Here is a 20863-nt window from a genome sequence, read left to right as displayed (position 1 = left end):
GCAGCGACTATGAAATTTGTCTCTTTTAATATCAACGGCCTGCGTGCCCGTCCTCATCAACTGGCAGCCATTGTCGAAAAACATCAACCGGATGTGATTGGCTTACAGGAGACAAAAGTTCACGACGACATGTTCCCTCTCGAAGAGGTGGCGAAGCTGGGTTACAACGTTTTCTATCACGGTCAGAAAGGCCATTACGGCGTCGCGCTACTGACGAAAGAAACGCCGATCTCGGTGCGCCGTGGCTTCCCTGGTGATGGTGAAGAAGCGCAGCGTCGTATCATCATGGCGGAAATTCCGTCCCCCCTGGGCAGCATTACCGTAATCAACGGTTATTTCCCGCAAGGTGAAAGCCGTGACCATGAAACCAAATTCCCGGCCAAAGCCGCGTTTTATCAGAACTTACAGAACTACCTCGAGACTGAACTGAAGCGCGATAATCCAGTGCTAATCATGGGTGATATGAATATCAGCCCCACCGATCTGGATATCGGCATTGGCGAAGAGAACCGCAAACGCTGGCTGCGTACCGGTAAATGTTCCTTCCTGCCAGAAGAACGCGAGTGGATGGAACGCCTGCTAGGCTGGGGCCTGGTGGATACATACCGTCACGCATATCCTGAAAAAAACGACCAGTTCTCATGGTTTGATTACCGTTCGAAAGGCTTTGACGATAACCGTGGCCTGCGTATCGATCTGCTGCTGGCGAGCAACCCGCTGGCAGAACGCTGCGAAGAAACCGGTATCGACTATGAAATCCGCAGCATGGAAAAACCGTCCGACCACGCGCCGGTATGGGCTAAATTCCGCGTCTGATCTGCTGAACGTTGCCACTCTCCGGGCCTTGCCTGGAGAGTCTGTTTATTCGGTGCAAAATCAATAAAGCGACGGTAATACATTGTTACGGCCGGGATTTTATTATATCTTCGCGCGCACTTTTCGCTGACGAAAACGCTTTATTTCCCCGGTTTTACAGGAGACCCCCATGAAAAAGAAGTTCGCATAAAGCAGAATACAGACTGCTGATCGTTGCGCTACTCCTCTGTGTTCTGGTGGGCGTTTTCCATTATTCCGGCCTGAGCGGCCTGATAACCCATTTCCAACATTTACAAGACCTCATCCGCCAGAGCGGCATGTTCGGTTACGCGCTGTACATTCTGCTGTTTATCGTTGCGGCGCTGTGTTTGATCCCCGGCAGCGTTCTGGTGATTGTCGGCGGCATCCTGTTTGGCCCGGTGATGGGAACCCTTGTTTCCCTGTTTGCAGCCACCGTTGCCTCGGCGCTGTCATTTCTGCTGGCCCGCTGGCTGGGTCGCGATCTGCTGCTGAAATATGTCGGACATACGACAATCTTTCAGGCCATCGAAAAAGGCATTGCCCAAAGCGGGATCGATTTTCTGATTTTCACCCGACTGGTGCCGTTGTTCCCATACAACATTCAAAATTATGCCTATGGGTTAACTACCATCTCATTCTGGTCGTTTACTGTCATTTCTGCGGTCACTACCTTACCCGGTCTGTTTATCTATACGCTGATGTCGCATGAGCTCGCCAGCGAAGGCATCACCCTGACATTTATGGTTAAACTCAGTATTGCTGGCTTCATTTTATTCGCCCTGGTACAGGCGGTAAAAGCCTGGGCCCGCGTGAAGCGCATCGTTCCCTCTACCAACGGTGAGTTAGCTGATAAATCATGAAGCTGAATAAAACGCACGTCGTACGATATTGCCGGGCCGGGCTGGTTATCCTGCTACTACTGGCGCTGATGTCCTGGGCATGGGTGCCTGGCGTCAGTGATTTTATCGCTCACAGCCTGGCGGCATTCGCAACAGTTGACCCACACGCCATTGAAAATCTTATTCGATCATACGGTGCTCAGGCTGCGGTGGTGTCGTTTTGCTTGATGGTCTTACAGGCCATTATTGCCCCGCTCCCGGCGTTTGTGATCACTTTTGCCAATGCGTCATTGTTCGGCGCATTTTGGGGGGGCGTTCTCTCCTGGAGCAGCGCGATGGCAGGCGCGGCGTTATGTTTTTTTATCGCCCGTATCTTTGGCCGTAGCACGGTGGAAAAACTGACCGGGAAAACTGTGCTGAACAGCATGGACGCCTTTTTTGAGCGCTACGGCAAACACACAATTCTGGTCTGTCGCCTGTTACCTTTCGTTCCCTTTGACCCGGTAAGCTATGCCGCCGGTCTGACCTCGATCCGCTTTCGTCATTTTTTCCTCGCCACCGGCATGGGTCAGTTGCCCGCAACCATCGTCTATTCCTGGGCCGGAAGCCTGCTAACCGGAGGAACGTTCTGGTTCGTGACCGGGTTGTTTGTGCTGTTTGCACTGACGGTAGTGATTTCCGTGGTGAGAAGTCTTTATCTTGAGCGGCACGGGAAACACTCCTGAAGCCACCATTAACGATTGGAGTGAGTATGCGTTACTGCTTATTGTGCCTGGGTTTGCTGTTTTCTCCGCTGACGACCTTCGCGCAGGACGACAGCTGGCAGCAAGTCAAAAATGAAGCCCATGGTCAGACGGTGTGGTTCAACGCCTGGGGGGGTGATAATGCAGTGAACCAGTATCTCGACTGGGTGAGCAGCGAGATGAAAACGCATTACGCCATTAACCTGAAAATTGTGCGTCTGGCCGATGCCGCCGACGCGGTAAAGCGTATTCAAACGGAGGCAACTTCTGGGCGTAAAACCGGCGGCTCCGTCGATTTACTGTGGGTGAATGGCGAAAATTTCCGTACGCTAAAAGAAGCAAACCTGCTGCAAACCCAGTGGGCGCAAACGCTACCCAACTGGCGCTATGTTGATACCCTGCAGCCTGTCAGCGAAGACTTCTCCATCCCAACGGAGGGTGCCGAGTCACCGTGGGGCGGCGCGCAGCTAACTTTTATCGCCGAACGTAATATTACCGAACAACCGCCGCAAACCCCGCAGGCATTGCTGGCGTTTGCTAAAACACATCCCGGTACGGTGACCTACCCGCGCCCGCCTGACTTTACCGGAACGGCTTTTCTCGAGCAGTTACTGATTACGCTCACCACGCAGCCGCAAGCGCTGAAAATAGCGCCCGATAGCGCGACGTTCGCTGAAGTTACCGCCCCGCTGTGGCAGTATCTGGACGCGCTGCATCCTTTTTTATGGCGTGAAGGGAAAGATTTCCCCCCCACACCCGCGCGAATGGACGCGCTGCTGAATAACGGCGTGCTGCGTTTATCGCTGACCTTTAACCCCGCGCATGCCCAACAAAAAGTGGCCCACAGTGAATTACCCAAAAACAGCTACAGCTTTGGTTTTTCGCAAGGAATGATTGGCAATGTGCATTTTGTCACTATTCCGGCGAACGCCAGCGCCAAGGCTGGGGCAAAAGTCGTCGCTAATTTCTTGCTTTCTCCTGAGGCGCAACTGCGGAAAGCAGACCCCACTTACTGGGGTGACCCTTCGGTTCTCGAACCGCAAAAATTACCCGCCGCTCAGCGTGAAGCGTTGCAGGCGCGGATCCCAAAAGGACTCCCCGCTGTACTTCCTGAACCGCATGCGGCCTGGGTAAACGCATTGGAACAAGAATGGCTACGCCGTTACGGTACGCATTAATCCTGTTGCTATGGGGCGTCATGGCGGTCATCTATTTGCCGCTGTTACCTGCCGCCGTCACGTTGGTAGCGCCTGCGCTTTCCCTTACTCACTGGCAGGCGCTGTTCGCCGATCCCCAGTTGCCGCAAGCTCTGATGGCGACGCTGGTTTCCGTTACTCTGGCGACCCTCGGCGCGTTGGCCATTGCGTTGCTGGCGATCCTCGCCGTATGGCCCGGTGCAGGCTGGGTACGACTGTGTACTCGACTCCCCTGGCTGCTGGCGATTCCGCACGTCGCATTTGCCACCAGCGTCCTGCTGCTGTTTGCCGAAGGCGGATTGCTGTACCGCGCGGTGCCTTTTCTTACCCCACAGGCCGACCGCTACGGCATCGGCCTTGGCATGACGTTAGCCGTCAAAGAGAGCGCTTTTTTGCTGTGGTTCCTCTCGGCCCTGTTGAGTGAAAAACACCTTTCACAGCAGGTCATCGTGCTGGATTCGCTGGGTTATAGCCGACTACAATGTCTGAACTGGTTAGTTCTGCCCTCTATCGGCCCAGCGTTAAGCAAAGCCATGTTGGCGGTAGTTGCCTGGTCACTCTCCGTCGTGGATGTGGCGATCGTCCTCGGTCCCGGTAATCCGCCAACGCTTGCAGTGTTGAGCTGGCAATGGCTTACTCAGGGCGATTCGGACCAGCAGATAAAAGGCTCTCTCGCCAGCCTGTTGCTGGTGCTGCTGCTGTGCGTGTATGCGCTGGTTGGCTATCTGTTGTGGCGCGGCTGGCAGCGCACCATTCCGGCGGTGAGCGGCGACCGTCTGAGTTTTTCATCATACCCCCTTGGGCGCTCACTGGCACAACTGGTGCCCGTGAGTGGCGTGCTCTGTCTGCTGGTGCTGGCGCTGATTGCACAGTATTCATCAGTCGATCGCCAGACGCTGTTCACCAGTCTGCAACTGGGTCTGCTTGCCAGCGCACTGGCATTAGTCACGCTGTTGCTATGGCTGGAATGGGGACCACAACGCGGGCATCATTGGGTCTGGCTGCCGATTATTCTGCCTGCGCTACCGCTGGTCACCGGACAATATACGCTGTCGCTGTACGCAGACCTGGATGGCCAATTAATGACAGTTATCTGGGGACATCTGCTATGGGTCACACCGTGGATGCTGTTCGTGCTCAAACCCGCGTGGCAACGAATTGATCCGCGCCTGATTTTGATTGCGCAAACGCTGGGCTGGACGCGGGGTCGCATCTTTTGGCAAGTGAAATGTCCGCAGCTAGCGCGCCCGGCGTTGATTGCTTTCGCGGTGGGCTTTTCCGTCAGTATCGCCCAGTATATGCCGACCCTGTGGTTAGGGGCTGGACGCTTTCCCACGCTCACGACCGAGGCAGTGGCATTGAGCAGCGGCGGCAGCGCGGCACTACTGGCATCACAGGCGCTGTGGCAGCTGCTGTTGCCGCTGTTAGTTTTCGTACTGTCCGCGTTACTCTCCGCGTGGGTTGGCCGCTTACGACAAGGACTCCGCTAATGCTCATCGTGCAAAATGTTTCACTGCGCCAGGGACCTGACGTCCTGCTCAAAGAGGTCAACTTCGAGGTTAACAAAGGTGACATTGTCACTATTATGGGTCCCTCGGGCAGCGGCAAGTCCTCGCTGTTCTCGTGGATGGTTGGCGCGCTTTCTCCCCAGTTTAAGGCATCTGGTGAACTGTGGCTTAACAGTCGGCGCATCGACACGTTGCCAACGGCGCAGCGGCAAATTGGCATTTTGTTCCAGGACTCCCTGCTGTTCGACCATTTCAGCGTTGGGCAGAATTTGCTGCTGGCGCTCCCGGCGAATCTGAAAGGCTCCGCCAGACGCGATGAAGTCGAGCGCGCCCTTGAACGTGCCGGGCTGGTCGGGTTTTACCCTCGCGATCCGGCTTCGCTCTCCGGTGGGCAACGATCGCGTATCGCCCTGCTGCGCGCACTGCTGGCACAACCGCAGGCGCTGCTGCTGGATGAACCCTTCAGCCGACTGGATACCTCACTGCGCGATACCTTTCGCCAGTGGGTATTTGCCGAGGTGCGCAAGCTGGGTATCCCCGTGGTACAAGTTACCCATGACGCGCAGGACGTTCCGTCCGCAGGCCGCGTTTTGCAGATGGCGAACTGGACGTGAATGTGGCGATATGCTGCGTTAACGCAAGGATTTTACCAGGCTGGCGGCACAGAATGTCGTCTTCTTTTTTTCAACGTCGGGCTATTCGATGAAACGTGTTTCTCAAATGACCGCGCTGGCACTGGCTTTAGGGCTCGCTTGCGCTTCTTCCTGGGCTACTGAAACAGCACAGACGCTCACCCTCAACCAGTTACAGCAGCAACACGGCAAGGCTATCGATACCCGCCAGAGCGCGTTTTATAACGGCTGGCCGCAATCGCTCAATGGCCCTTCCGGACATGAACCTGCTGCTCTCAACTTGTCTGCCTCCTGGCTCGACAACATGAACGATGAGCAACTCTCCGCCTGGGTTAAACAGCATCAGTTAAAAACCAATACACCTGTGGCGCTGTATGGCCGTGAAAGCGACATGCAGGCTGTCAAAGCCCGTCTGCAGAAAGTCGGTTTTAGCCAACTCTCTACGCTCAGCGACGCGCTACAGGATCACGCGCGCCTGCAGCGCCTGCCGCACTTCGAACAGTTGGTCTATCCGCAGTGGCTGCACGACCTTCAGCAGGGAAAAGACGTGACCGCTAAACCGGCGGGTGACTGGAAGGTAGTTGAAGCTGGCTGGGGGGCACCGAAACTCTATCTGCTCAGCCATATTCCGGGTGCCGGATACATTGATACCAACGAAGTCGAAAGCGAACCACTGTGGAACAAAGTCTCCGACGCGCAGCTCAAATCGATGCTGGCAAAACACGGCATCCGCCACGACACCACGGTGGTTTTGTATGGCCGTGATGTGTATGCGGCGGCGCGTGTCGCACAGATCATGCTGTATGCGGGCGTGAAAGATGTTCGCCTACTCGACGGGGGCTGGCAGACGTGGTCCGACGCAGGGTTACCGGTCGAACGCGGCACGGCGCCTACAGTAAAACCCGAGCCAGATTTTGGCGTGAAGATCCCAGCCCAGCCGCAACTGATGCTGGATATGGAACAGGCGCGCGGCCTGCTGCATCGCCAGGATGCGTCTTTGGTGAGCATTCGCTCATGGCCGGAATTTGTCGGCACCACCAGCGGATATAGCTACATTAAGCCAAAAGGTGAGATCGCAGGCGCACGTTGGGGTCACGCAGGCAGCGACTCCACGCATATGGAAGATTTCCATAATCCGGACGGCACCATGCGCAGCGCGGACGATATCACCGCCATGTGGAAGCAATGGAATATCCTGCCGGAGCAGCAGGTTTCCTTCTACTGCGGCACCGGCTGGCGCGCCTCAGAGACGTTTATGTATGCCCGCGCGATGGGCTGGAAAAACGTGTCAGTATATGACGGCGGCTGGTACGAATGGAGCAGCAATTCGAAGAACCCGGTTGCCAGCGGTGAGCGCGGCCCGGACAGCAGCAAGTAATCTCTGATTATTCCTGACGCTGGACCGCTTTCAGCGTCAGATACCCACTCCAGATCCGCGTAAACGTCGTCATCCAGCACAGCGCGCCAAATATCCACGCCATCACGGCAAAGTAATCAGGAAACATGCAGGCCAGCACAAACAGCAATATCGTCTCGGTTCCTTCGGTCAACCCGCCCAGATAATAAAACGATTTATGCGCGTAGCCGGGGTTATCAATCTGGTGTTTCGCCGCCAGCGCGGCAAAGGCCAGGAAACTGCTGCCAGTGCCGATAAACGCAAACAATAGCCAACTGCCCGCCAGTGCATTCTGCTCGGGTGCCGCCAGAATAAAGCCAAACGGCACCAGCGCGTAAAACAGAAAATCGAGTGAAATATCGAGAAATCCCCCGGCATCGGTAAGCCCTCTGCGCCGCGCCAGCGCACCGTCCAGCCCGTCAAAAAACCGATTGAGCACAATGGCCACCAGCGCCGCCGGATACCAGCCGAGTGCCAGAAATGGCAAGGCCAACACGCCAATGGCAAAGCCGATTAGCGTCAGACCATCCGGCGAAATACCGGATTTATCGATAACGCGCGCGCATTGATGTAACAGCGGTTTTAATCGCGGATGAAGATGCCTGTCAAGCATGCGGGCGTCCTTTGAAAGTGTCACACAGTCCCTGAGAAGGAATATCCAGCGCGGCGTTAAAGCGCGCCGAGAGATTTTGAAAAGCAATCAGCGCGGTCATTTCGGTAATCACGTCATCGGTAAAATGCTGCTTCATTTGCGCCTTCAGCACATCATCAACCTGCGGTGGTGTAGCAGTTACCGCATCTGCATAGGCCAGCGCTACGCGCTCTTCTTCGCTAAACAGCGTAGACTCTTGCCAGTTAGCTACCTGCAGCACTTTATCCAGTGCCCCGCAACGTTCGGCAAGACGCAAACTGTTAGCATCCACACAAAAAGCGCAATGGCACATCTGCGAAACGCGCGTCATCAACAGAGCCCGCATCACCGGCGTTAAGCGCGCCCGCTTACGTTCCATAAACCCGACAAACAGCGCCACCAGCCAGAACAGAAACGGCACTCGTCCCCACCAGAACGTGGGGTGCAGTACATCGCCATAGTGTTTTTTCTGCGTCGCGACAAGCGGTGTCAAACTGGAAGGGATACGCGTCAACGGTTTTACCCACGACTGAGGATCGTTCAACGGTTGCTCCTGAATACTTTAGATAAAACAAAGATAAATATAGTATGTCACTTTCTGGTTTTAGATCTTGATGAATATGATGAAAACTCTCGACGTGGTCGCCGCTATCCTTGAACGTGATGGCAAAATTTTACTTGCTCAGCGCCCGGCGCATACGGATCAGCCGGGTATGTGGGAGCTTGCCGGCGGCAAGGTTGAGCCTGACGAAAGCCAGCCGCAGGCACTGATGCGTGAACTGCGTGAGGAAATCGGTATTGAGGCGGTCGTTGGGCAATACGTTGCCAGCCATCAACGCGAAGTGTCAGGCCGGATGATTCACCTGCATGCCTGGCACGTGCCAACTTATCAGGGCGAATTGAACGCGCATGAGCATCAGCAATTGGTGTGGTGCTCACCTGAAGAGGCGCTGGAGTATCCGCTGGCACCTGCCGACATCCCGCTCTTGCAGGCGTTTATTCTTTTACGCGACGCCAGACCAGCGGATTAGTGCTAATCGTTTTATCATCGCGCTGGCATTGCAACAGCACGCCATCTGCCTTGATCACCGCACCTTCCGAATAGTTTTGATCCTGATAAACACAGCACTGACTACACGGCTGTGCACGCTGACCGCTGGAACTGAACACTTCCGGCGGCACGTTAACCTGCACATCCGGGCGATAAAGCTGATTTGCCAGTGCCGTACTGGATAGCAAAACCAGCGCACCTGCCATCATAAAACGGCGCATATTCTTTCCTTTTAAACTGACATCTATGCACAGTATAACGGTATAAACCGACAGAAACTTTAGTCCCTTCCTTCATCGTTTTTGGTTATGACCCACGCCGCACTATTAATTTCCTTAGCGGGGTTAATTTTTTTCTTGCGTCCCGTCACAGTGCTGATGTTATAGTCAAAAACTGCACAACACTTAACATAAACATCAAAAATATAACCATATCAACACATAAGAGGTTTTTATATCTATGGATCAGACATGTACTCTGGAGTCATTTCTCAACCATGTGCAAAAGCGCGACCCGAATCAAACCGAGTTCGCGCAAGCCGTTCGTGAGGTAATGACAACACTGTGGCCATTCCTCGAACAAAACCCGCGTTATCGTCAAATGTCGCTGCTGGAACGCCTGGTTGAACCTGAGCGCGTAATCCAGTTCCGCGTGGTCTGGCTGGACGACCGTAATCAGGTGCAGGTTAACCGTGCGTGGCGCGTACAATTTAGCTCTGCGATTGGCCCGTACAAAGGCGGCATGCGCTTCCATCCGTCGGTAAACCTGTCAATCCTGAAATTCCTTGGCTTTGAGCAGACCTTCAAAAACGCCCTCACCACGCTGCCGATGGGCGGGGGTAAAGGCGGTAGCGATTTCGATCCGAAAGGTAAAAGCGAAGGCGAAGTGATGCGTTTTTGCCAGTCACTGATGACAGAACTGTTCCGCCACTTAGGGCCAGACACTGACGTCCCGGCGGGCGATATCGGCGTGGGCGGTCGTGAAGTCGGCTTTATGGCCGGGATGATGAAAAAACTGTCCAACAACAGCGCCTGCGTCTTTACAGGAAAAGGTCTGTCGTTTGGCGGCAGTTTGATCCGCCCGGAAGCGACCGGCTACGGTCTGGTGTACTTCACCGAAGCGATGCTCAAACGCCATGGTCTGGGCTTTGAAGGCATGCGTGTTGCCGTTTCCGGTTCCGGTAACGTGGCACAATTCGCCATTGAGAAAGCGATGGAGTTTGGCGCGCGTGTGGTGACCGCCTCTGATTCCAGCGGTACCGTGGTTGACGAAAGTGGATTTACCAAAGAAAAACTGGCGCGCCTGTGCGCGATCAAAGACAGCCGTGATGGCCGTGTGGCGGATTATGCCCGTGAGTTTGGCCTGACCTATCTGGAAGGCAAACAGCCGTGGTCAGTGCCGGTCGACATCGCCCTGCCGTGCGCCACGCAGAACGAACTGGATGTGGAAGCCGCGCAAATGCTTATCGCCAACGGCGTCAAGGCCGTGGCTGAAGGTGCGAACATGCCGACCACCATCGAAGCCACCGACCTGTTCCTCGAAGCAGGCGTACTGTTTGCGCCGGGTAAAGCCGCCAACGCCGGTGGCGTAGCCACATCCGGTCTGGAAATGGCGCAGAACGCTGCGCGTCTGGGCTGGAAAGCAGAGAAAGTGGATGCACGTCTGCACCACATCATGCTGGATATTCATCATGCCTGCGTCGAGTACGGTGGCGAGAGCAAGCAGACCAACTATGTACGTGGCGCCAACATCGCGGGCTTCGTGAAGGTTGCCGACGCGATGCTGGGCCAGGGTGTGATTTAATTTTGTCTCTGTGGGCCGGAGCACACGTGCCTTATCCGGCCTACAAACGTATTACAGGCTCACCTCATCAGATGGTGGGCTTTTTTTTGCCGTGCGTTTACGCGGTGCGCTCTTTTTCTTCTCAGCGCCAGCGGGTGCCGTAATGCCCCTGAATCGGCGCACCGGCGTGCGTTTGGCCTGATCGATAAGCTGATACAGTGTGTCCACCAGCGGCTGCATAAAGTCCTGATAGCGACACTGTTTTTCACTAATTTGCGTCAGGATCGATTCCCAGTGCGCGGTCATATCCGGGCGCGTCGCCATTTCTGGCAGCGAGTGAAACAGCGCTTTTCCGGGATCAGTCGAGTGGATATAGCGGCCTTTTTTCACCAGGAATCCACGCTTAAACAGCAGCTCGATAATCCCCGCGCGCGTGGCTTCCGTTCCCAGTCCATCGGTGGCGCGCAGGATCTTTTTCAAATCTTTATCCTGCACAAACCGCGCAATCCCTGTCATCGCCGACAACAGCGTTGCATCGGTAAAATGGCGCGGCGGCTGGGTCTGACGTTCCACCACTTCGCCCTTTTCGCACAGTAGTTCGTCATCCTTCGCCACGACCGGCAGTGGCGTACCGTCGTTCTCTTCATCGCGCTCTTTGTTGCCAAGCAGCGTGCGCCACCCGGCTTCCGCAAGGAAACGAGCTTTGGCGACAAACTTGCCTTTGGCAATATCCAGCTCAATGACGCACTTACGGAATACCGCATCCGGGCAGAACTGCATCAGATACTGGCGCGCAATCAGGTTATACACCTTCGCTTCATTGTCATTCAGGTTGATGGATGAACTGCGCGCGGTGGGAATAATCGCGTGGTGCGCATCGACTTTTTTATCGTCCCAGCAGCGGTTACGCGTATCGGGATTGACCGCCGGCTGCGGTAATAAATCAGGTGCATGGACCGCGATCGCGTTCATCACCGCATGGCGTCCGGCAAAGTGTTCCTCCGGCAGATAGCGGCTATCTGAACGCGGGTAGGTAATTAGTTTATGGGTTTCATACAGCTTCTGGCAGATATCGAGTACGTTTTGCGCGCTCAGCCCGAAGCGTTTAGCGGCTTCAATCTGCAATGCCGACAGTGAAAACGGCAGCGGCGCGGATTCTGATTCCCGTTTATCGTTATAGCTGGTGACTATCGCCGGCTGACCGTTGATGCGGTTCACCACGTGCTCTGCCAACGTACGGTTCAGCAAGCGCCCTTCTTCATCCTGATACGGCTCACACGCCTCGCTGGGCTGCCAGATAGCAGTAAAACGCTCGTCGGCAGGCGTGACGATATGCGCTTTCACTTCAAAGAAATCTTTGGCGACGAAGTTTTCAATTTCTTCATCACGACGCACCACCAGGCCGAGAACCGGCGTCTGCACGCGTCCGACGGAAAGTACCCCCTGATAGCCCGCGTTGCGTCCAAGAATGGTGTAGGCACGCGTCATATTGATGCCGTACAGCCAGTCAGCACGCGCACGCGCCAGCGCCGAGACACACAGCGGAATAAACTCACTGTTGGCGCGCAGACGAGAAATCGCCCGCTCCACCGCCTGTGGGTTAAGGTCGTTAATCAGGCAACGTTGGACCTGCTGGCGCTTTTCCGGCGCCAGTTGCAAGTAGTCCAGCACTTCATCAACCAGCAACTGCCCTTCACGATCGGGGTCTCCCGCGTGAATGACTTCACTGGCTTCATGCAGAAAGCGCTTTATAACGTTGAGCTGTTTGGTGACAGAGGGGCGCGGCTGCAGTTGCCACTTTTCCGGAACAATCGGCAGATCGACCAGACTCCAGCGAGCATAACGACTGTCGTAGGCGTCTGGCTGCGCCTGTTCAAGCAGGTGACCGATACACCAGGTCACCACTTGTCCATTTCCGCATTCTATAAAACCATCACCTTTACGATGCGGCTTAGGGAGCACATCGGCAATGGCGCGCGCCAGACTCGGTTTTTCGGCAATAAACAACCGCATCGAATTAACGGATCTCAACCATGGCGCGACCACCACGGGCTTCCACCAGCTCACCAATGGCGGTGAGATCGATACCAAACTGCGCGGCAACCGCTTTGACTTCGGCTTCAGATTCCGGGGTCACTGCCAGCAACAGGCCGCCGGAGGTTTGCGGATCGCACAGCAAATCGCGTACCGCCTGCGGCATCTCGCCCATCAGATGCCCGTAGCTGGCATAGTTGCGCTGCGTGCCGCCCGGTACTGCGCCCTGCGAGATGTACTCTTCAACACCAGGCAGTTTTGGAATATCCTGGTAAACCACCTGCGCCTGGATCCCCGCCCCCTGGCACATCTCGCTCAGGTGCCCCAGCAGACCGAAACCGGTGACATCGGTCATGGCTTTCACGCCGTCTATATCCGCAAATGCCGCACCAGCAACGTTCATGCGGCACATGACTTCCGTCGCTAGCCCAATATGTTCAGGTTTGAGCAGCGATTTTTTCTCTGCGGTGGTCAACACACCAATACCCAACGGCTTGGTGAGGAACAGCTTGCATCCCGCGACGGCGGTGCTGTTTTTCTTCACACGCTCGGTCGGGACCACGCCCGTCACGGCCAGACCAAAAATCGGTTCCGGTGCATCAATCGAGTGACCGCCCGCCAGCGCAATGCCGGCCTGGCGACAGGCGAAACGTCCGCCTTCGGTCACTTCGCGGGCGATTTCCGGTGCCAGCTTATCGAGAGGCCAGCCCAGAATTGCGATAGCCATAATCGGTTTGCCGCCCATGGCGAAAATATCGCTGATGGCGTTGGTCGCGGCGATGCGGCCAAAATCAAACGGATTATCGACAATCGGCATAAAGAAATCGGTGGTGCTAATAACACTGGTGCCATTACCCAGATCGTACACCGCCGCATCATCGCGGGTTTCATTTCCCACAAGTAAATTAGGATCAACGAACTTCGCCTGCTCGCTGTGCAGGATGGTTTCCAGCACTTTGGGTGAAATTTTACAACCGCAACCGGCTCCGTGGCTGTATTGCGTTAAACGAATAGCTTGCTCGCTCATGGACATCTCCTGTCATTGCAATCCGGATATGGTAGCGCTCATTCCATGATGTGGTAAGAGTGACTGTCTGAATTCGGGTGTCTTTGCTCATAATCCAGACAGTTTTGCCGTTGATATCAGAAATAACGAACGAATGCGCTCGGATCAGCAAGGCTAATTGAGGTGGAGGCTTTGAGCTGTGGTGTCCCCAGATAGAGGAAACCGACGATTTTATCCTGAGCGCGACACTCAAACGACTCGCGCACTACCGCACTTTCCGTTAATGCGCCGCTGCGCCAGATACCGCCAAAACCTTGCGCAATCGCGGCCATCTGCATAGCCATTACCGCGCAACCTGCCGACATTTCCTGTTCCCACAACGGAACCTTGTCGCTTTCTTCGCACTTCGCTACCACCGCAATAATCAGCGGGGCACGAAAAGGCGCAGTACGTGCCTTTTCCTGAGCTTTTTCATCGCTCCCGGCGGCAATTGCGCCTTTTTCGAGCACCGTGCTAAAACGTTCGCGCCCTTCGCCTTCAATGACAAAAAATTGCCACGGCTGTAACGTTTTGTGATCCGGTGCGCGCATCCCCGCCCGCAGGATGTTTTGCAGTTGCTCGCCCGTCGGTGCAGGTTCAACAAGACGAGAGGCGCTACGACGGGTCATAAGTAATTCGAGTGCATCCATTTGCTTAACTCCAACAATGAAATTTGTTCACAAAATTAACACGTGAGCGGATTTTGTTACAGCACCGGTAGTGATTCCTGCTGACAAGTGCCTGCCGGGTCATTACGATAGCCACATCTTAACGCCTTTCTCCGGTAGAACGGGGAGGCGTGTTGTTCATCGGTAGGGAGAATACATGCGAACCCTGTGGCGTTTTATTGCCGGAATTTTTAAATGGACGTGGCGAATACTGAATTTCGTCCGTGAATGTGTACTGAATCTGTTCTTCATCTTTCTGGTACTAGTGGGTGTGGGTATCTGGATGCAGGTCAGCAGCAGCAATACCAGTGAACACGCCGAGCGAGGCGCGCTGCTGCTGGATATCTCAGGCGTCATTGTCGATAAGCCTTCAAGTACCAGCCGCCTAAGCGTTATTGGCCGTCAACTGTTTGGTGCCAGTTCAGATCGCCTGCAGGAAAACTCGCTGTTCGATATCGTCAATACTATTCGTCAGGCAAAAGATGACCGCAACATCACAGGCATCGTGATGGATTTGAAAAACTTTGCCGGGGCCGACCAGCCGTCCATGCAGTATATCGGCAAAGCGCTACGGGAATTCCGCGACAGCGGCAAACCGGTCTTTGCCGTGGGCGATAACTTCAGCCAGGGACAGTATTATCTGGCCAGTTTTGCTAACAAAATTTATCTCTCTCCACAGGGTTCCGTTGATCTGCACGGCTTTGCCACCAACGGTCTGTACTACAAGTCCCTGCTCGATAAGCTGAAAGTCTCAACCCACGTGTTCCGCGTCGGCACCTATAAGTCCGCCGTCGAACCGTTTATTCGCGACGATATGTCTCCGGCTGCGCGTGAAGCCGACAGTCGCTGGATTGGCGAGCTGTGGCAGAACTATCTCGACACCGTTGCTGCTAACCGTCAGATCCCGGCTCAGCAGGTGTTCCCGGGCGCACAGGCGATGCTTGACGGTCTGAAAAAAGTGGATGGCGATACCGCGAAGTACGCCCTCGATAACAAACTGGTGGATACCCTCGCCTCCAGCGCCGAAGTGGAAAAACTACTGACCAAACAGTTTGGCTGGAGCAAAACAGAGAAGAACTACCGTGCCGTAAGCTATTACGATTACACTCTGAAAACCCCGGCTGACACCGGCGACAGCATTGGCGTGGTCTTCGCCAATGGCGCGATTATGGACGGTGAAGAAACGCCAGGTAATGTCGGAGGTGACACCACTGCCGCACAGATCCGCGAAGCGCGCCTCGATCCGAAGGTGAAAGCCATTGTCCTGCGCGTGAACAGTCCAGGCGGCAGCGTCAGCGCCTCCGAAGTGATCCGCTCTGAGCTGGCTGCAGCAAAAGCGGCAGGCAAACCGGTTGTCGTTTCCATGGGTGGCATGGCGGCATCCGGTGGGTATTGGATCTCAACCCCGGCAAGCTATATTGTGGCGAACCCGAGTACCCTGACCGGTTCAATCGGCATCTTTGGCGTGATCAACACCGTTGAGAACAGCCTGGATTCTATTGGTGTGCATACCGACGGCGTGGCAACCTCACCGCTGGCCGATATTTCCGTCACTAAAGCATTACCGCCGGAAGTGCAGCAGATGATGCAACTCAGCATCGAGAACGGCTATAAGCGCTTCATCACGCTGGTGGCAGATGCACGTAAGACAACGCCTGAGCAGATTGATAAAATCGCGCAGGGCCACGTCTGGACAGGTCTGGATGCGAAAGCTAACGGACTGGTCGACAGTCTCGGTGACTTCGACGACGCCGTGGCAAAAGCAGCCGAACTGGCCAAACTGAAACAATGGCACATTGAATATTATCAGGACGAGCCGACGTTCGTTGATATGGTAATGGACAGCATGTCAGGTTCCGTTCGCGCCATGCTGCCAGAAGCGATTCAGGCCATGCTCCCCGCGCCGTTAGCCTCTGCGGCAAGCGTGGTAAAAACCGAAAGTGATAAGCTGGCCGCGTTTAACGACCCGCAGAACCGTTACGCGTTCTGCCTGACCTGCGCCAACGTTCGCTAACAATTGACCCCTCTTCGGGATGAAGAGGGGTTTTTCTTTGAGACAGAAGAAACGTCATGCAGAAGAAATCGATTTACGTTGCCTATACCGGCGGTACCATCGGTATGCAGCGCTCAGCACAAGGTTACATTCCCGTTTCCGGCCATCTTCAGCGCCAGCTGGCATTGATGCCTGAATTCCACCGCCCCGAGATGCCAGACTTCACCATTCACGAATACGTCCCGCTGATGGATTCCTCCGATATGACGCCAGAAGACTGGCAGCATATTGCGGAAGATATAAAAGCACACTATGACGAATACGATGGTTTTGTTATTCTGCACGGCACCGACACCATGGCGTTCACCGCCTCGGCGCTCTCGTTCATGTTGGAGAATTTGGGTAAGCCGGTTATTGTGACAGGGTCACAAATTCCGCTGGCAGAGCTACGCTCGGACGGACAAATCAATTTGCTGAATGCGTTATACGTAGCAGCCAATTACCCAATCAATGAAGTCACCCTGTTTTTCAACAATCGCTTGTATCGCGGTAACCGCACTACCAAGGCGCACGCCGACGGTTTTGACGCATTCGCGTCTCCCAACCTTGCGCCCTTACTCGAAGCGGGGATCCACATCCGCCGTCTTGGAACGCCGCCAGCGCCACACGGTGCGGGCGAGTTGATTGTGCACCCTATTACCCCGCAGCCGATTGGCGTGGTCACCATTTATCCGGGGATTTCCGCTGACGTGGTGCGTAACTTCCTGCGCCAGCCGGTCAAAGCGTTAATACTGCGCTCCTACGGCGTGGGCAATGCGCCACAAAATAAAGAGTTCCTCAAAGAACTTGAAGATGCGAGCTCGCGGGGCATTGTAGTGGTTAACCTCACGCAGTGTATGTCCGGTAAGGTAAACATGGGCGGTTATGCAACGGGGAATGCGCTGGCACATGCGGGTGTGATTGGCGGCGCAGATATGACCGTCGAAGCGACGCTGACCAAGCTGCATTATCTGCTAAGCCAGGGGCTGGATACACAGGCCATTCGCACGGCGATGACGCAAAACTTGCGTGGCGAGCTCACGCCGGACGAGTAAAGGAGTCGATGACAATGGTCCGAGCATTATTGCTGGTCGATTTACAAAATGATTTTTGTGCCGGTGGCGCACTTGCCGTCCCGCAAGGTGACAGCACAATCGATATTGCCAACCGCCTGATTGACTGGTGTGCCACGCGCGGCGACGTCATAGTCGCCAGTCTGGACTGGCACCCGATTAATCACGGCAGCTTCGCCAGCCAGCATCAGGTTGCCCCCTACAGTCAGGGGCAACTCGACGGCCTGGCGCAAACGTTTTGGCCCGATCACTGCGTGCAGAACAGCGAAGGCGCTGCCCTGCACCCTCTGCTTGAGCAACGTGCCATTGATAAGACGTTCTATAAAGGCGAAAACCCGCAGGTTGACAGTTACAGTGCGTTTTTTGATAACGGTCGCCGTCAGGCTACTGAGCTGAATGCGTGGCTTCAGCAAAATCATATTTCCGACCTCATCATCATGGGGCTGGCAACCGACTATTGCGTCAAATTTACCGTCCTCGATGCGCTGGATCTGGGCTATACCGTCAATGTGATTACCGACGGCTGTCGGGGTGTGAATATTCAGCCGCAAGACAGCACGCAGGCATTTATGGAAATGGCAGCTGCAGGTGCGACGCTGTATACGCTGGCGGACTGGCTGGAAACTCAAGGCTAATTGAGTTGTTCAAATCGCAGGGTGCCGATCTGAGCAAAGATACCTCTGTAAGCACAACAATATCGTGGCAAAGTTCATCAACCATCGGCACAAGCACTTTAATCAGCATTGGGACGATACTAAGCAGTTGACCGAGTCGTTAGGGATCAAACACTGATCTGCATTGTGTCACCGCTTGCACAATAGGTTATGATTATCGCCATTCGCTGCGCCTGACGTTGGCGCAGCTTTCCATCTTCTACAGGAGCACGACATTTTATGGCTTTTATCCCTAAAAATTACGCCCGTCTGGAAGTCGGATACCGGGAAAAGGCGCTTAAACTGTTCCCCTGGGTCTGCGGCCGCTGTTCTCGTGAGTTCGTGTATTCCAATCTGCGCGAGCTAACGGTACACCATATCGATCACGATCACTCCAATAACCCGGAAGACGGTAGCAACTGGGAGATGTTATGCCTGTATTGCCACGATCATGAGCACTCGAAATATACTGAGGTGGATCAGTATGGTTCCACCGTAGTGGCGGGGGAAGATGCGCAGAAAGACGTCGGCGAGGCGAAATACAATCCGTTTGCCGATCTTAAGGCCATGATGAACAAGAAATAATTTTATTGCAGGTCCGCCATTATCATCTTGCCGGACCTGCGAAGTCACACCGTTCGCCGCAGTCAGGATTTGAACGTCGCAATCGGCTCAGGCGTAATACCAAATTCAACCTTCAGTTGCTGCTTGCTCTTCATCACCATCTCACCGTTAGTGTCGATAGTCATATGCTGCGCATCGATATTGTTACGCGCCTGCCATAACATCACCAGTTGCATACTGTTCTCTTTTTGTTCCGTCGTTAGCGCAACGCCATCCGGCCATTTTCCCAGCTCAACGGCAGTAGACAAGCGCTGATAAACTTCCGGTGTCATGCTGTTAATCATCTCATCAAGATTCATCTAAAATCCACTCCCGTAGAATAATTGGCTGAATCGTTTCCTCAACCTTTAATTTGATCGCCGTTTTCATCATCGGTGAAATTCAAAGACGCTGAATTTACACAGTAACGTTCACCGGTAGGTTTTGGACCATCCGGGAAGACATGTCCCAGGTGCGCATCACAATTGCCACACCGGATTTCGATACGCTGCATCCCGTGTGACGTATCTTTAATGTAACGAATAGCCTCTTCGCTGACAGGCTCGTAGAAACTGGGCCATCCGCAGCCAGAATCGTATTTTGTATCAGAACGAAACAGCGGTTTGTCACAGATCAAGCAATGGTAAACACCATCACGTTTGTTATGCAGCAAACGCCCGGTAAACGGCGGTTCGGTCCCATGATTCTGCGTCACGTAGAACTGCATTTCGGATAAATTTTTCTTTAGTTCTTCTGGAGAGGGTTGATTAGCCATTTGCTCACATCTCGCTTTATCTAAACTCACATCGCGAGACAGATTCTAACAAAACATTAACACCACAGGGCGAACTTTTGTTCTAAACTTGATAATTGCGAAATGGCAGCCTATAAATCGTGACAGCAATCACGTTTTTATCTTGATTGCTCTTTAAAATTCGGGCCGCCGCCCCCATGTGGTTTCAAGCCCAAAGGAAGAGTGAGGCGAGTCAGTTGCGCAAAGCTTAGGCAGCAGATTGATTTGTCGCAATGATTGACACGATTCCGCTTGACGCTGCGTAAGGTTTTTGTAATTTTACAGGCAACCTTTTATTCACTAACAAATAGCTGGTGGAATATATGACTATCAAAGTAGGTATCAACGGTTTTGGCCGTATCGGTCGCATTGTTTTCCGTGCTGCTCAAGAACGCTCTGACATCGAGATCGTTGCAATCAACGACCTGTTAGACGCTGACTACATGGCTTACATGCTGAAATATGACTCCACTCACGGCCGTTTCAACGGTACCGTTGAAGTGAAAGACGGTCATCTGATCGTAAACGGTAAAAAAATCCGTGTTACCGCTGAACGTGATCCGGCTAACCTGAAATGGGACGAAGTTGGTGTTGACGTAGTTGCTGAAGCTACTGGCCTGTTCCTGACAGACGAAACCGCTCGTAAGCACATCACTGCTGGCGCGAAAAAAGTGGTTCTGACTGGTCCGTCCAAAGATGACACCCCGATGTTTGTTAAAGGCGCTAACTTTGACAAATACGAAGGTCAGGACATCGTTTCTAACGCATCTTGCACCACTAACTGCCTGGCTCCGCTGGCTAAAGTTATCAACGACAACTTCGGTATTATCGAAGGTCTGATGACTACCGTTCACGCGACCACCGCAACTCAGAAAACCGTTGATGGCCCGTCTCACAAAGACTGGCGTGGCGGTCGTGGCGCAGCGCAGAACATCATCCCGTCCTCTACCGGTGCTGCTAAAGCTGTAGGTAAAGTACTGCCAGAACTGAATGGCAAACTGACTGGTATGGCGTTCCGTGTTCCTACTCCGAACGTATCCGTTGTTGACCTGACCGTTCGTCTGGAAAAAGCTGCTTCTTACGAAGAAATTAAGAAAGCAATCAAAGCTGCTTCCGAAGGCCCGATGAAAGGCGTTCTGGGTTACACCGAAGACGACGTTGTATCTACCGATTTCAACGGTGAAGTTTGCACTTCCGTGTTCGATGCTAAAGCAGGTATCGCACTGAACGACAACTTCGTGAAACTGGTATCCTGGTACGACAACGAAACCGGCTACTCAAACAAAGTTCTGGATCTGATTGCTCACATCTCCAAATAAGTTGAGATGAAACAGTAATCTGTAAGAG

Annotated in this window: 22 protein-coding genes; 14 read left to right on the top strand and 8 right to left on the bottom strand. The window is 54.0% G+C overall.

The genetic code is table 11. From position 1 onward, the window contains the following. The first annotated feature begins 9 nt into the window (after positions 1-9). The 7 genes from xthA to E4Z61_RS03650 all read left to right on the top strand — a co-directional run bounded on the left by xthA (position 10) and on the right by E4Z61_RS03650 (position 7133). Positions 10-816, top strand: coding sequence for an exodeoxyribonuclease III (xthA, locus tag E4Z61_RS03680; RefSeq protein ID WP_135321580.1), 807 nt, complete (start codon positions 10-12; stop codon positions 814-816). 236 nt (positions 817-1052) lie between these two features. Beyond that, positions 1053-1697, top strand: a complete 645-nt coding sequence (locus tag E4Z61_RS03675; RefSeq protein WP_420808695.1) for a TVP38/TMEM64 family protein — start codon at positions 1053-1055, stop codon at positions 1695-1697. Next, on the top strand, positions 1694-2401 hold the full coding sequence (locus E4Z61_RS03670) for a TVP38/TMEM64 family protein (protein ID WP_135321579.1): 708 nt from the start codon (positions 1694-1696) through the stop codon (positions 2399-2401). The genes E4Z61_RS03675 and E4Z61_RS03670 overlap by 4 nt, the downstream gene beginning before the upstream one ends. A gap of 26 nt (positions 2402-2427) precedes the next feature. Next, complete coding sequence (locus E4Z61_RS03665; protein ID WP_135321578.1) at positions 2428-3597, top strand: ABC transporter substrate-binding protein; 1170 nt, start codon at positions 2428-2430, stop codon at positions 3595-3597. Then, positions 3570-5105, top strand: a complete 1536-nt coding sequence (locus tag E4Z61_RS03660; protein WP_135321577.1) for an ABC transporter permease family protein — start codon at positions 3570-3572, stop codon at positions 5103-5105. Before E4Z61_RS03665 ends, E4Z61_RS03660 begins: the two co-directional genes overlap by 28 nt. Further along, positions 5105-5737 carry an ATP-binding cassette domain-containing protein gene (locus tag E4Z61_RS03655; RefSeq protein ID WP_135321576.1) on the top strand — a complete coding sequence of 211 codons (633 nt, stop codon included), beginning with the start codon at positions 5105-5107 and terminating at the stop codon, positions 5735-5737. Before E4Z61_RS03660 ends, E4Z61_RS03655 begins: the two co-directional genes overlap by 1 nt. A gap of 88 nt (positions 5738-5825) precedes the next feature. Beyond that, complete coding sequence (locus tag E4Z61_RS03650) at positions 5826-7133, top strand: sulfurtransferase (protein WP_135321575.1); 1308 nt, start codon at positions 5826-5828, stop codon at positions 7131-7133. Between the two features lie 7 nt (positions 7134-7140). On the opposite strand, the gene E4Z61_RS03645 is transcribed toward E4Z61_RS03650, so the two are convergent. Further along, positions 7141-7764 (bottom strand): CDP-alcohol phosphatidyltransferase family protein, encoded by a 624-nt coding sequence (locus tag E4Z61_RS03645; protein ID WP_135321574.1) that lies wholly within the window; start codon positions 7762-7764, stop codon positions 7141-7143. After that, positions 7757-8326, bottom strand: a complete 570-nt coding sequence (locus tag E4Z61_RS03640) for a carboxymuconolactone decarboxylase family protein (RefSeq protein WP_135321573.1) — start codon at positions 8324-8326, stop codon at positions 7757-7759. Before E4Z61_RS03640 ends, E4Z61_RS03645 begins: the two co-directional genes overlap by 8 nt. Positions 8327-8405: 79 nt before the next feature. On the opposite strand from E4Z61_RS03640, the gene E4Z61_RS03635 reads away from it, so the two are divergent. Further along, the gene (locus E4Z61_RS03635; RefSeq protein WP_135324867.1) at positions 8406-8813 is read left to right on the top strand and encodes a pyrimidine (deoxy)nucleoside triphosphate diphosphatase; all 408 of its coding nucleotides are present in this window, start codon (positions 8406-8408) and stop codon (positions 8811-8813) included. On the opposite strand, the gene E4Z61_RS03630 is transcribed toward E4Z61_RS03635, so the two are convergent. Further along, on the bottom strand, positions 8779-9042 hold the full coding sequence (locus E4Z61_RS03630; RefSeq protein WP_420808703.1) for a YnjH family protein: 264 nt from the start codon (positions 9040-9042) through the stop codon (positions 8779-8781). The genes E4Z61_RS03635 and E4Z61_RS03630 overlap by 35 nt on opposite strands. A gap of 250 nt (positions 9043-9292) precedes the next feature. Here E4Z61_RS03630 and gdhA point away from each other — a divergent pair, with 250 nt between their 5' ends. Continuing rightward, entirely contained in the window at positions 9293-10636 is a 1344-nt protein-coding gene (gdhA, locus tag E4Z61_RS03625) for an NADP-specific glutamate dehydrogenase (protein ID WP_135321571.1), read from the top strand. A 51-nt stretch (positions 10637-10687) separates the two neighbouring features. On the opposite strand, the gene topB is transcribed toward gdhA, so the two are convergent. The 3 genes from topB to E4Z61_RS03610 form a co-directional block, all read right to left on the bottom strand. After that, the gene (gene topB / locus E4Z61_RS03620; RefSeq protein ID WP_135321570.1) at positions 10688-12628 is read right to left on the bottom strand and encodes a DNA topoisomerase III; all 1941 of its coding nucleotides are present in this window, start codon (positions 12626-12628) and stop codon (positions 10688-10690) included. Between the two features lie 4 nt (positions 12629-12632). Further along, entirely contained in the window at positions 12633-13676 is a 1044-nt protein-coding gene (gene selD, locus E4Z61_RS03615) for a selenide, water dikinase SelD (protein ID WP_135321569.1), read from the bottom strand. 116 nt (positions 13677-13792) lie between these two features. Beyond that, the gene (locus E4Z61_RS03610) at positions 13793-14344 is read right to left on the bottom strand and encodes an NAD(P)H nitroreductase (protein ID WP_135321568.1); all 552 of its coding nucleotides are present in this window, start codon (positions 14342-14344) and stop codon (positions 13793-13795) included. A gap of 175 nt (positions 14345-14519) precedes the next feature. Between E4Z61_RS03610 and sppA the strand changes: the two genes are divergently transcribed. The 4 genes from sppA (at position 14520) to yajD (ending at position 18705) form a co-directional block, all read left to right on the top strand. Further along, a complete protein-coding gene (gene sppA / locus E4Z61_RS03605) occupies positions 14520-16376 on the top strand; it encodes a signal peptide peptidase SppA (protein ID WP_135321567.1) in 1857 nt (618 codons plus the stop codon). A 56-nt stretch (positions 16377-16432) separates the two neighbouring features. After that, complete coding sequence (gene ansA, locus E4Z61_RS03600; RefSeq protein WP_135321566.1) at positions 16433-17449, top strand: asparaginase; 1017 nt, start codon at positions 16433-16435, stop codon at positions 17447-17449. A 14-nt stretch (positions 17450-17463) separates the two neighbouring features. Then, positions 17464-18102, top strand: a complete 639-nt coding sequence (gene pncA / locus E4Z61_RS03595) for a bifunctional nicotinamidase/pyrazinamidase (RefSeq protein ID WP_135321565.1) — start codon at positions 17464-17466, stop codon at positions 18100-18102. Between the two features lie 258 nt (positions 18103-18360). After that, the gene (yajD, locus tag E4Z61_RS03585) at positions 18361-18705 is read left to right on the top strand and encodes an HNH nuclease YajD (protein ID WP_003030690.1); all 345 of its coding nucleotides are present in this window, start codon (positions 18361-18363) and stop codon (positions 18703-18705) included. A gap of 62 nt (positions 18706-18767) precedes the next feature. Here the strand turns inward: yajD and E4Z61_RS03580 are convergent, their stop codons facing one another. Together E4Z61_RS03580 and msrB are read right to left on the bottom strand one after the other, a co-directional pair. Beyond that, positions 18768-19043, bottom strand: a complete 276-nt coding sequence (locus E4Z61_RS03580; protein WP_135321564.1) for a YeaC family protein — start codon at positions 19041-19043, stop codon at positions 18768-18770. Positions 19044-19084: 41 nt separating this feature from the next. Beyond that, positions 19085-19498 carry a peptide-methionine (R)-S-oxide reductase MsrB gene (gene msrB, locus E4Z61_RS03575; RefSeq protein WP_167817517.1) on the bottom strand — a complete coding sequence of 138 codons (414 nt, stop codon included), beginning with the start codon at positions 19496-19498 and terminating at the stop codon, positions 19085-19087. Positions 19499-19839: 341 nt separating this feature from the next. On the opposite strand from msrB, the gene gapA reads away from it, so the two are divergent. After that, positions 19840-20835: a glyceraldehyde-3-phosphate dehydrogenase gene (gene gapA, locus E4Z61_RS03570; protein WP_135321562.1), complete on the top strand. Its 996-nt coding sequence runs from the start codon at positions 19840-19842 to the stop codon at positions 20833-20835. Positions 20836-20863: the final 28 nt, after the last annotated feature.

Origin of the sequence: Citrobacter tructae, from assembly GCF_004684345.1 — a bacterium.
Lineage (GTDB): Bacteria > Pseudomonadota > Gammaproteobacteria > Enterobacterales > Enterobacteriaceae > Citrobacter > Citrobacter tructae.
The sequence above is the reverse complement of the archived record's forward strand: the minus strand, read 5'-3'. Positions and strand labels throughout refer to the sequence as shown.

Bases quoted from the DNA above. Each gene is read 5' to 3' on its own strand.
- xthA (WP_135321580.1), top strand. From the start codon at position 10: ATGAAATTTGTCTCTTTTAATATCAACGGCCTGCGTGCCCGTCCTCAT.
- E4Z61_RS03670 (WP_135321579.1), top strand. From the start codon at position 1,694: ATGAAGCTGAATAAAACGCACGTCGTACGATATTGCCGGGCCGGGCTG.
- E4Z61_RS03665 (WP_135321578.1), top strand. From the start codon at position 2,428: ATGCGTTACTGCTTATTGTGCCTGGGTTTGCTGTTTTCTCCGCTGACG.
- E4Z61_RS03660 (WP_135321577.1), top strand. From the start codon at position 3,570: ATGGCTACGCCGTTACGGTACGCATTAATCCTGTTGCTATGGGGCGTC.
- E4Z61_RS03655 (WP_135321576.1), top strand. From the start codon at position 5,105: ATGCTCATCGTGCAAAATGTTTCACTGCGCCAGGGACCTGACGTCCTG.
- E4Z61_RS03650 (WP_135321575.1), top strand. From the start codon at position 5,826: ATGAAACGTGTTTCTCAAATGACCGCGCTGGCACTGGCTTTAGGGCTC.
- E4Z61_RS03645 (WP_135321574.1), bottom strand. From the start codon at position 7,764: ATGCTTGACAGGCATCTTCATCCGCGATTAAAACCGCTGTTACATCAA.
- E4Z61_RS03635 (WP_135324867.1), top strand. From the start codon at position 8,406: ATGAAAACTCTCGACGTGGTCGCCGCTATCCTTGAACGTGATGGCAAA.
- E4Z61_RS03630 (WP_420808703.1), bottom strand. From the start codon at position 9,042: ATGATGGCAGGTGCGCTGGTTTTGCTATCCAGTACGGCACTGGCAAAT.
- gdhA (WP_135321571.1), top strand. From the start codon at position 9,293: ATGGATCAGACATGTACTCTGGAGTCATTTCTCAACCATGTGCAAAAG.
- topB (WP_135321570.1), bottom strand. From the start codon at position 12,628: ATGCGGTTGTTTATTGCCGAAAAACCGAGTCTGGCGCGCGCCATTGCC.
- selD (WP_135321569.1), bottom strand. From the start codon at position 13,676: ATGAGCGAGCAAGCTATTCGTTTAACGCAATACAGCCACGGAGCCGGT.
- E4Z61_RS03610 (WP_135321568.1), bottom strand. From the start codon at position 14,344: ATGGATGCACTCGAATTACTTATGACCCGTCGTAGCGCCTCTCGTCTT.
- sppA (WP_135321567.1), top strand. From the start codon at position 14,520: ATGCGAACCCTGTGGCGTTTTATTGCCGGAATTTTTAAATGGACGTGG.
- ansA (WP_135321566.1), top strand. From the start codon at position 16,433: ATGCAGAAGAAATCGATTTACGTTGCCTATACCGGCGGTACCATCGGT.
- pncA (WP_135321565.1), top strand. From the start codon at position 17,464: ATGGTCCGAGCATTATTGCTGGTCGATTTACAAAATGATTTTTGTGCC.
- yajD (WP_003030690.1), top strand. From the start codon at position 18,361: ATGGCTTTTATCCCTAAAAATTACGCCCGTCTGGAAGTCGGATACCGG.
- E4Z61_RS03580 (WP_135321564.1), bottom strand. From the start codon at position 19,043: ATGAATCTTGATGAGATGATTAACAGCATGACACCGGAAGTTTATCAG.
- msrB (WP_167817517.1), bottom strand. From the start codon at position 19,498: ATGGCTAATCAACCCTCTCCAGAAGAACTAAAGAAAAATTTATCCGAA.
- gapA (WP_135321562.1), top strand. From the start codon at position 19,840: ATGACTATCAAAGTAGGTATCAACGGTTTTGGCCGTATCGGTCGCATT.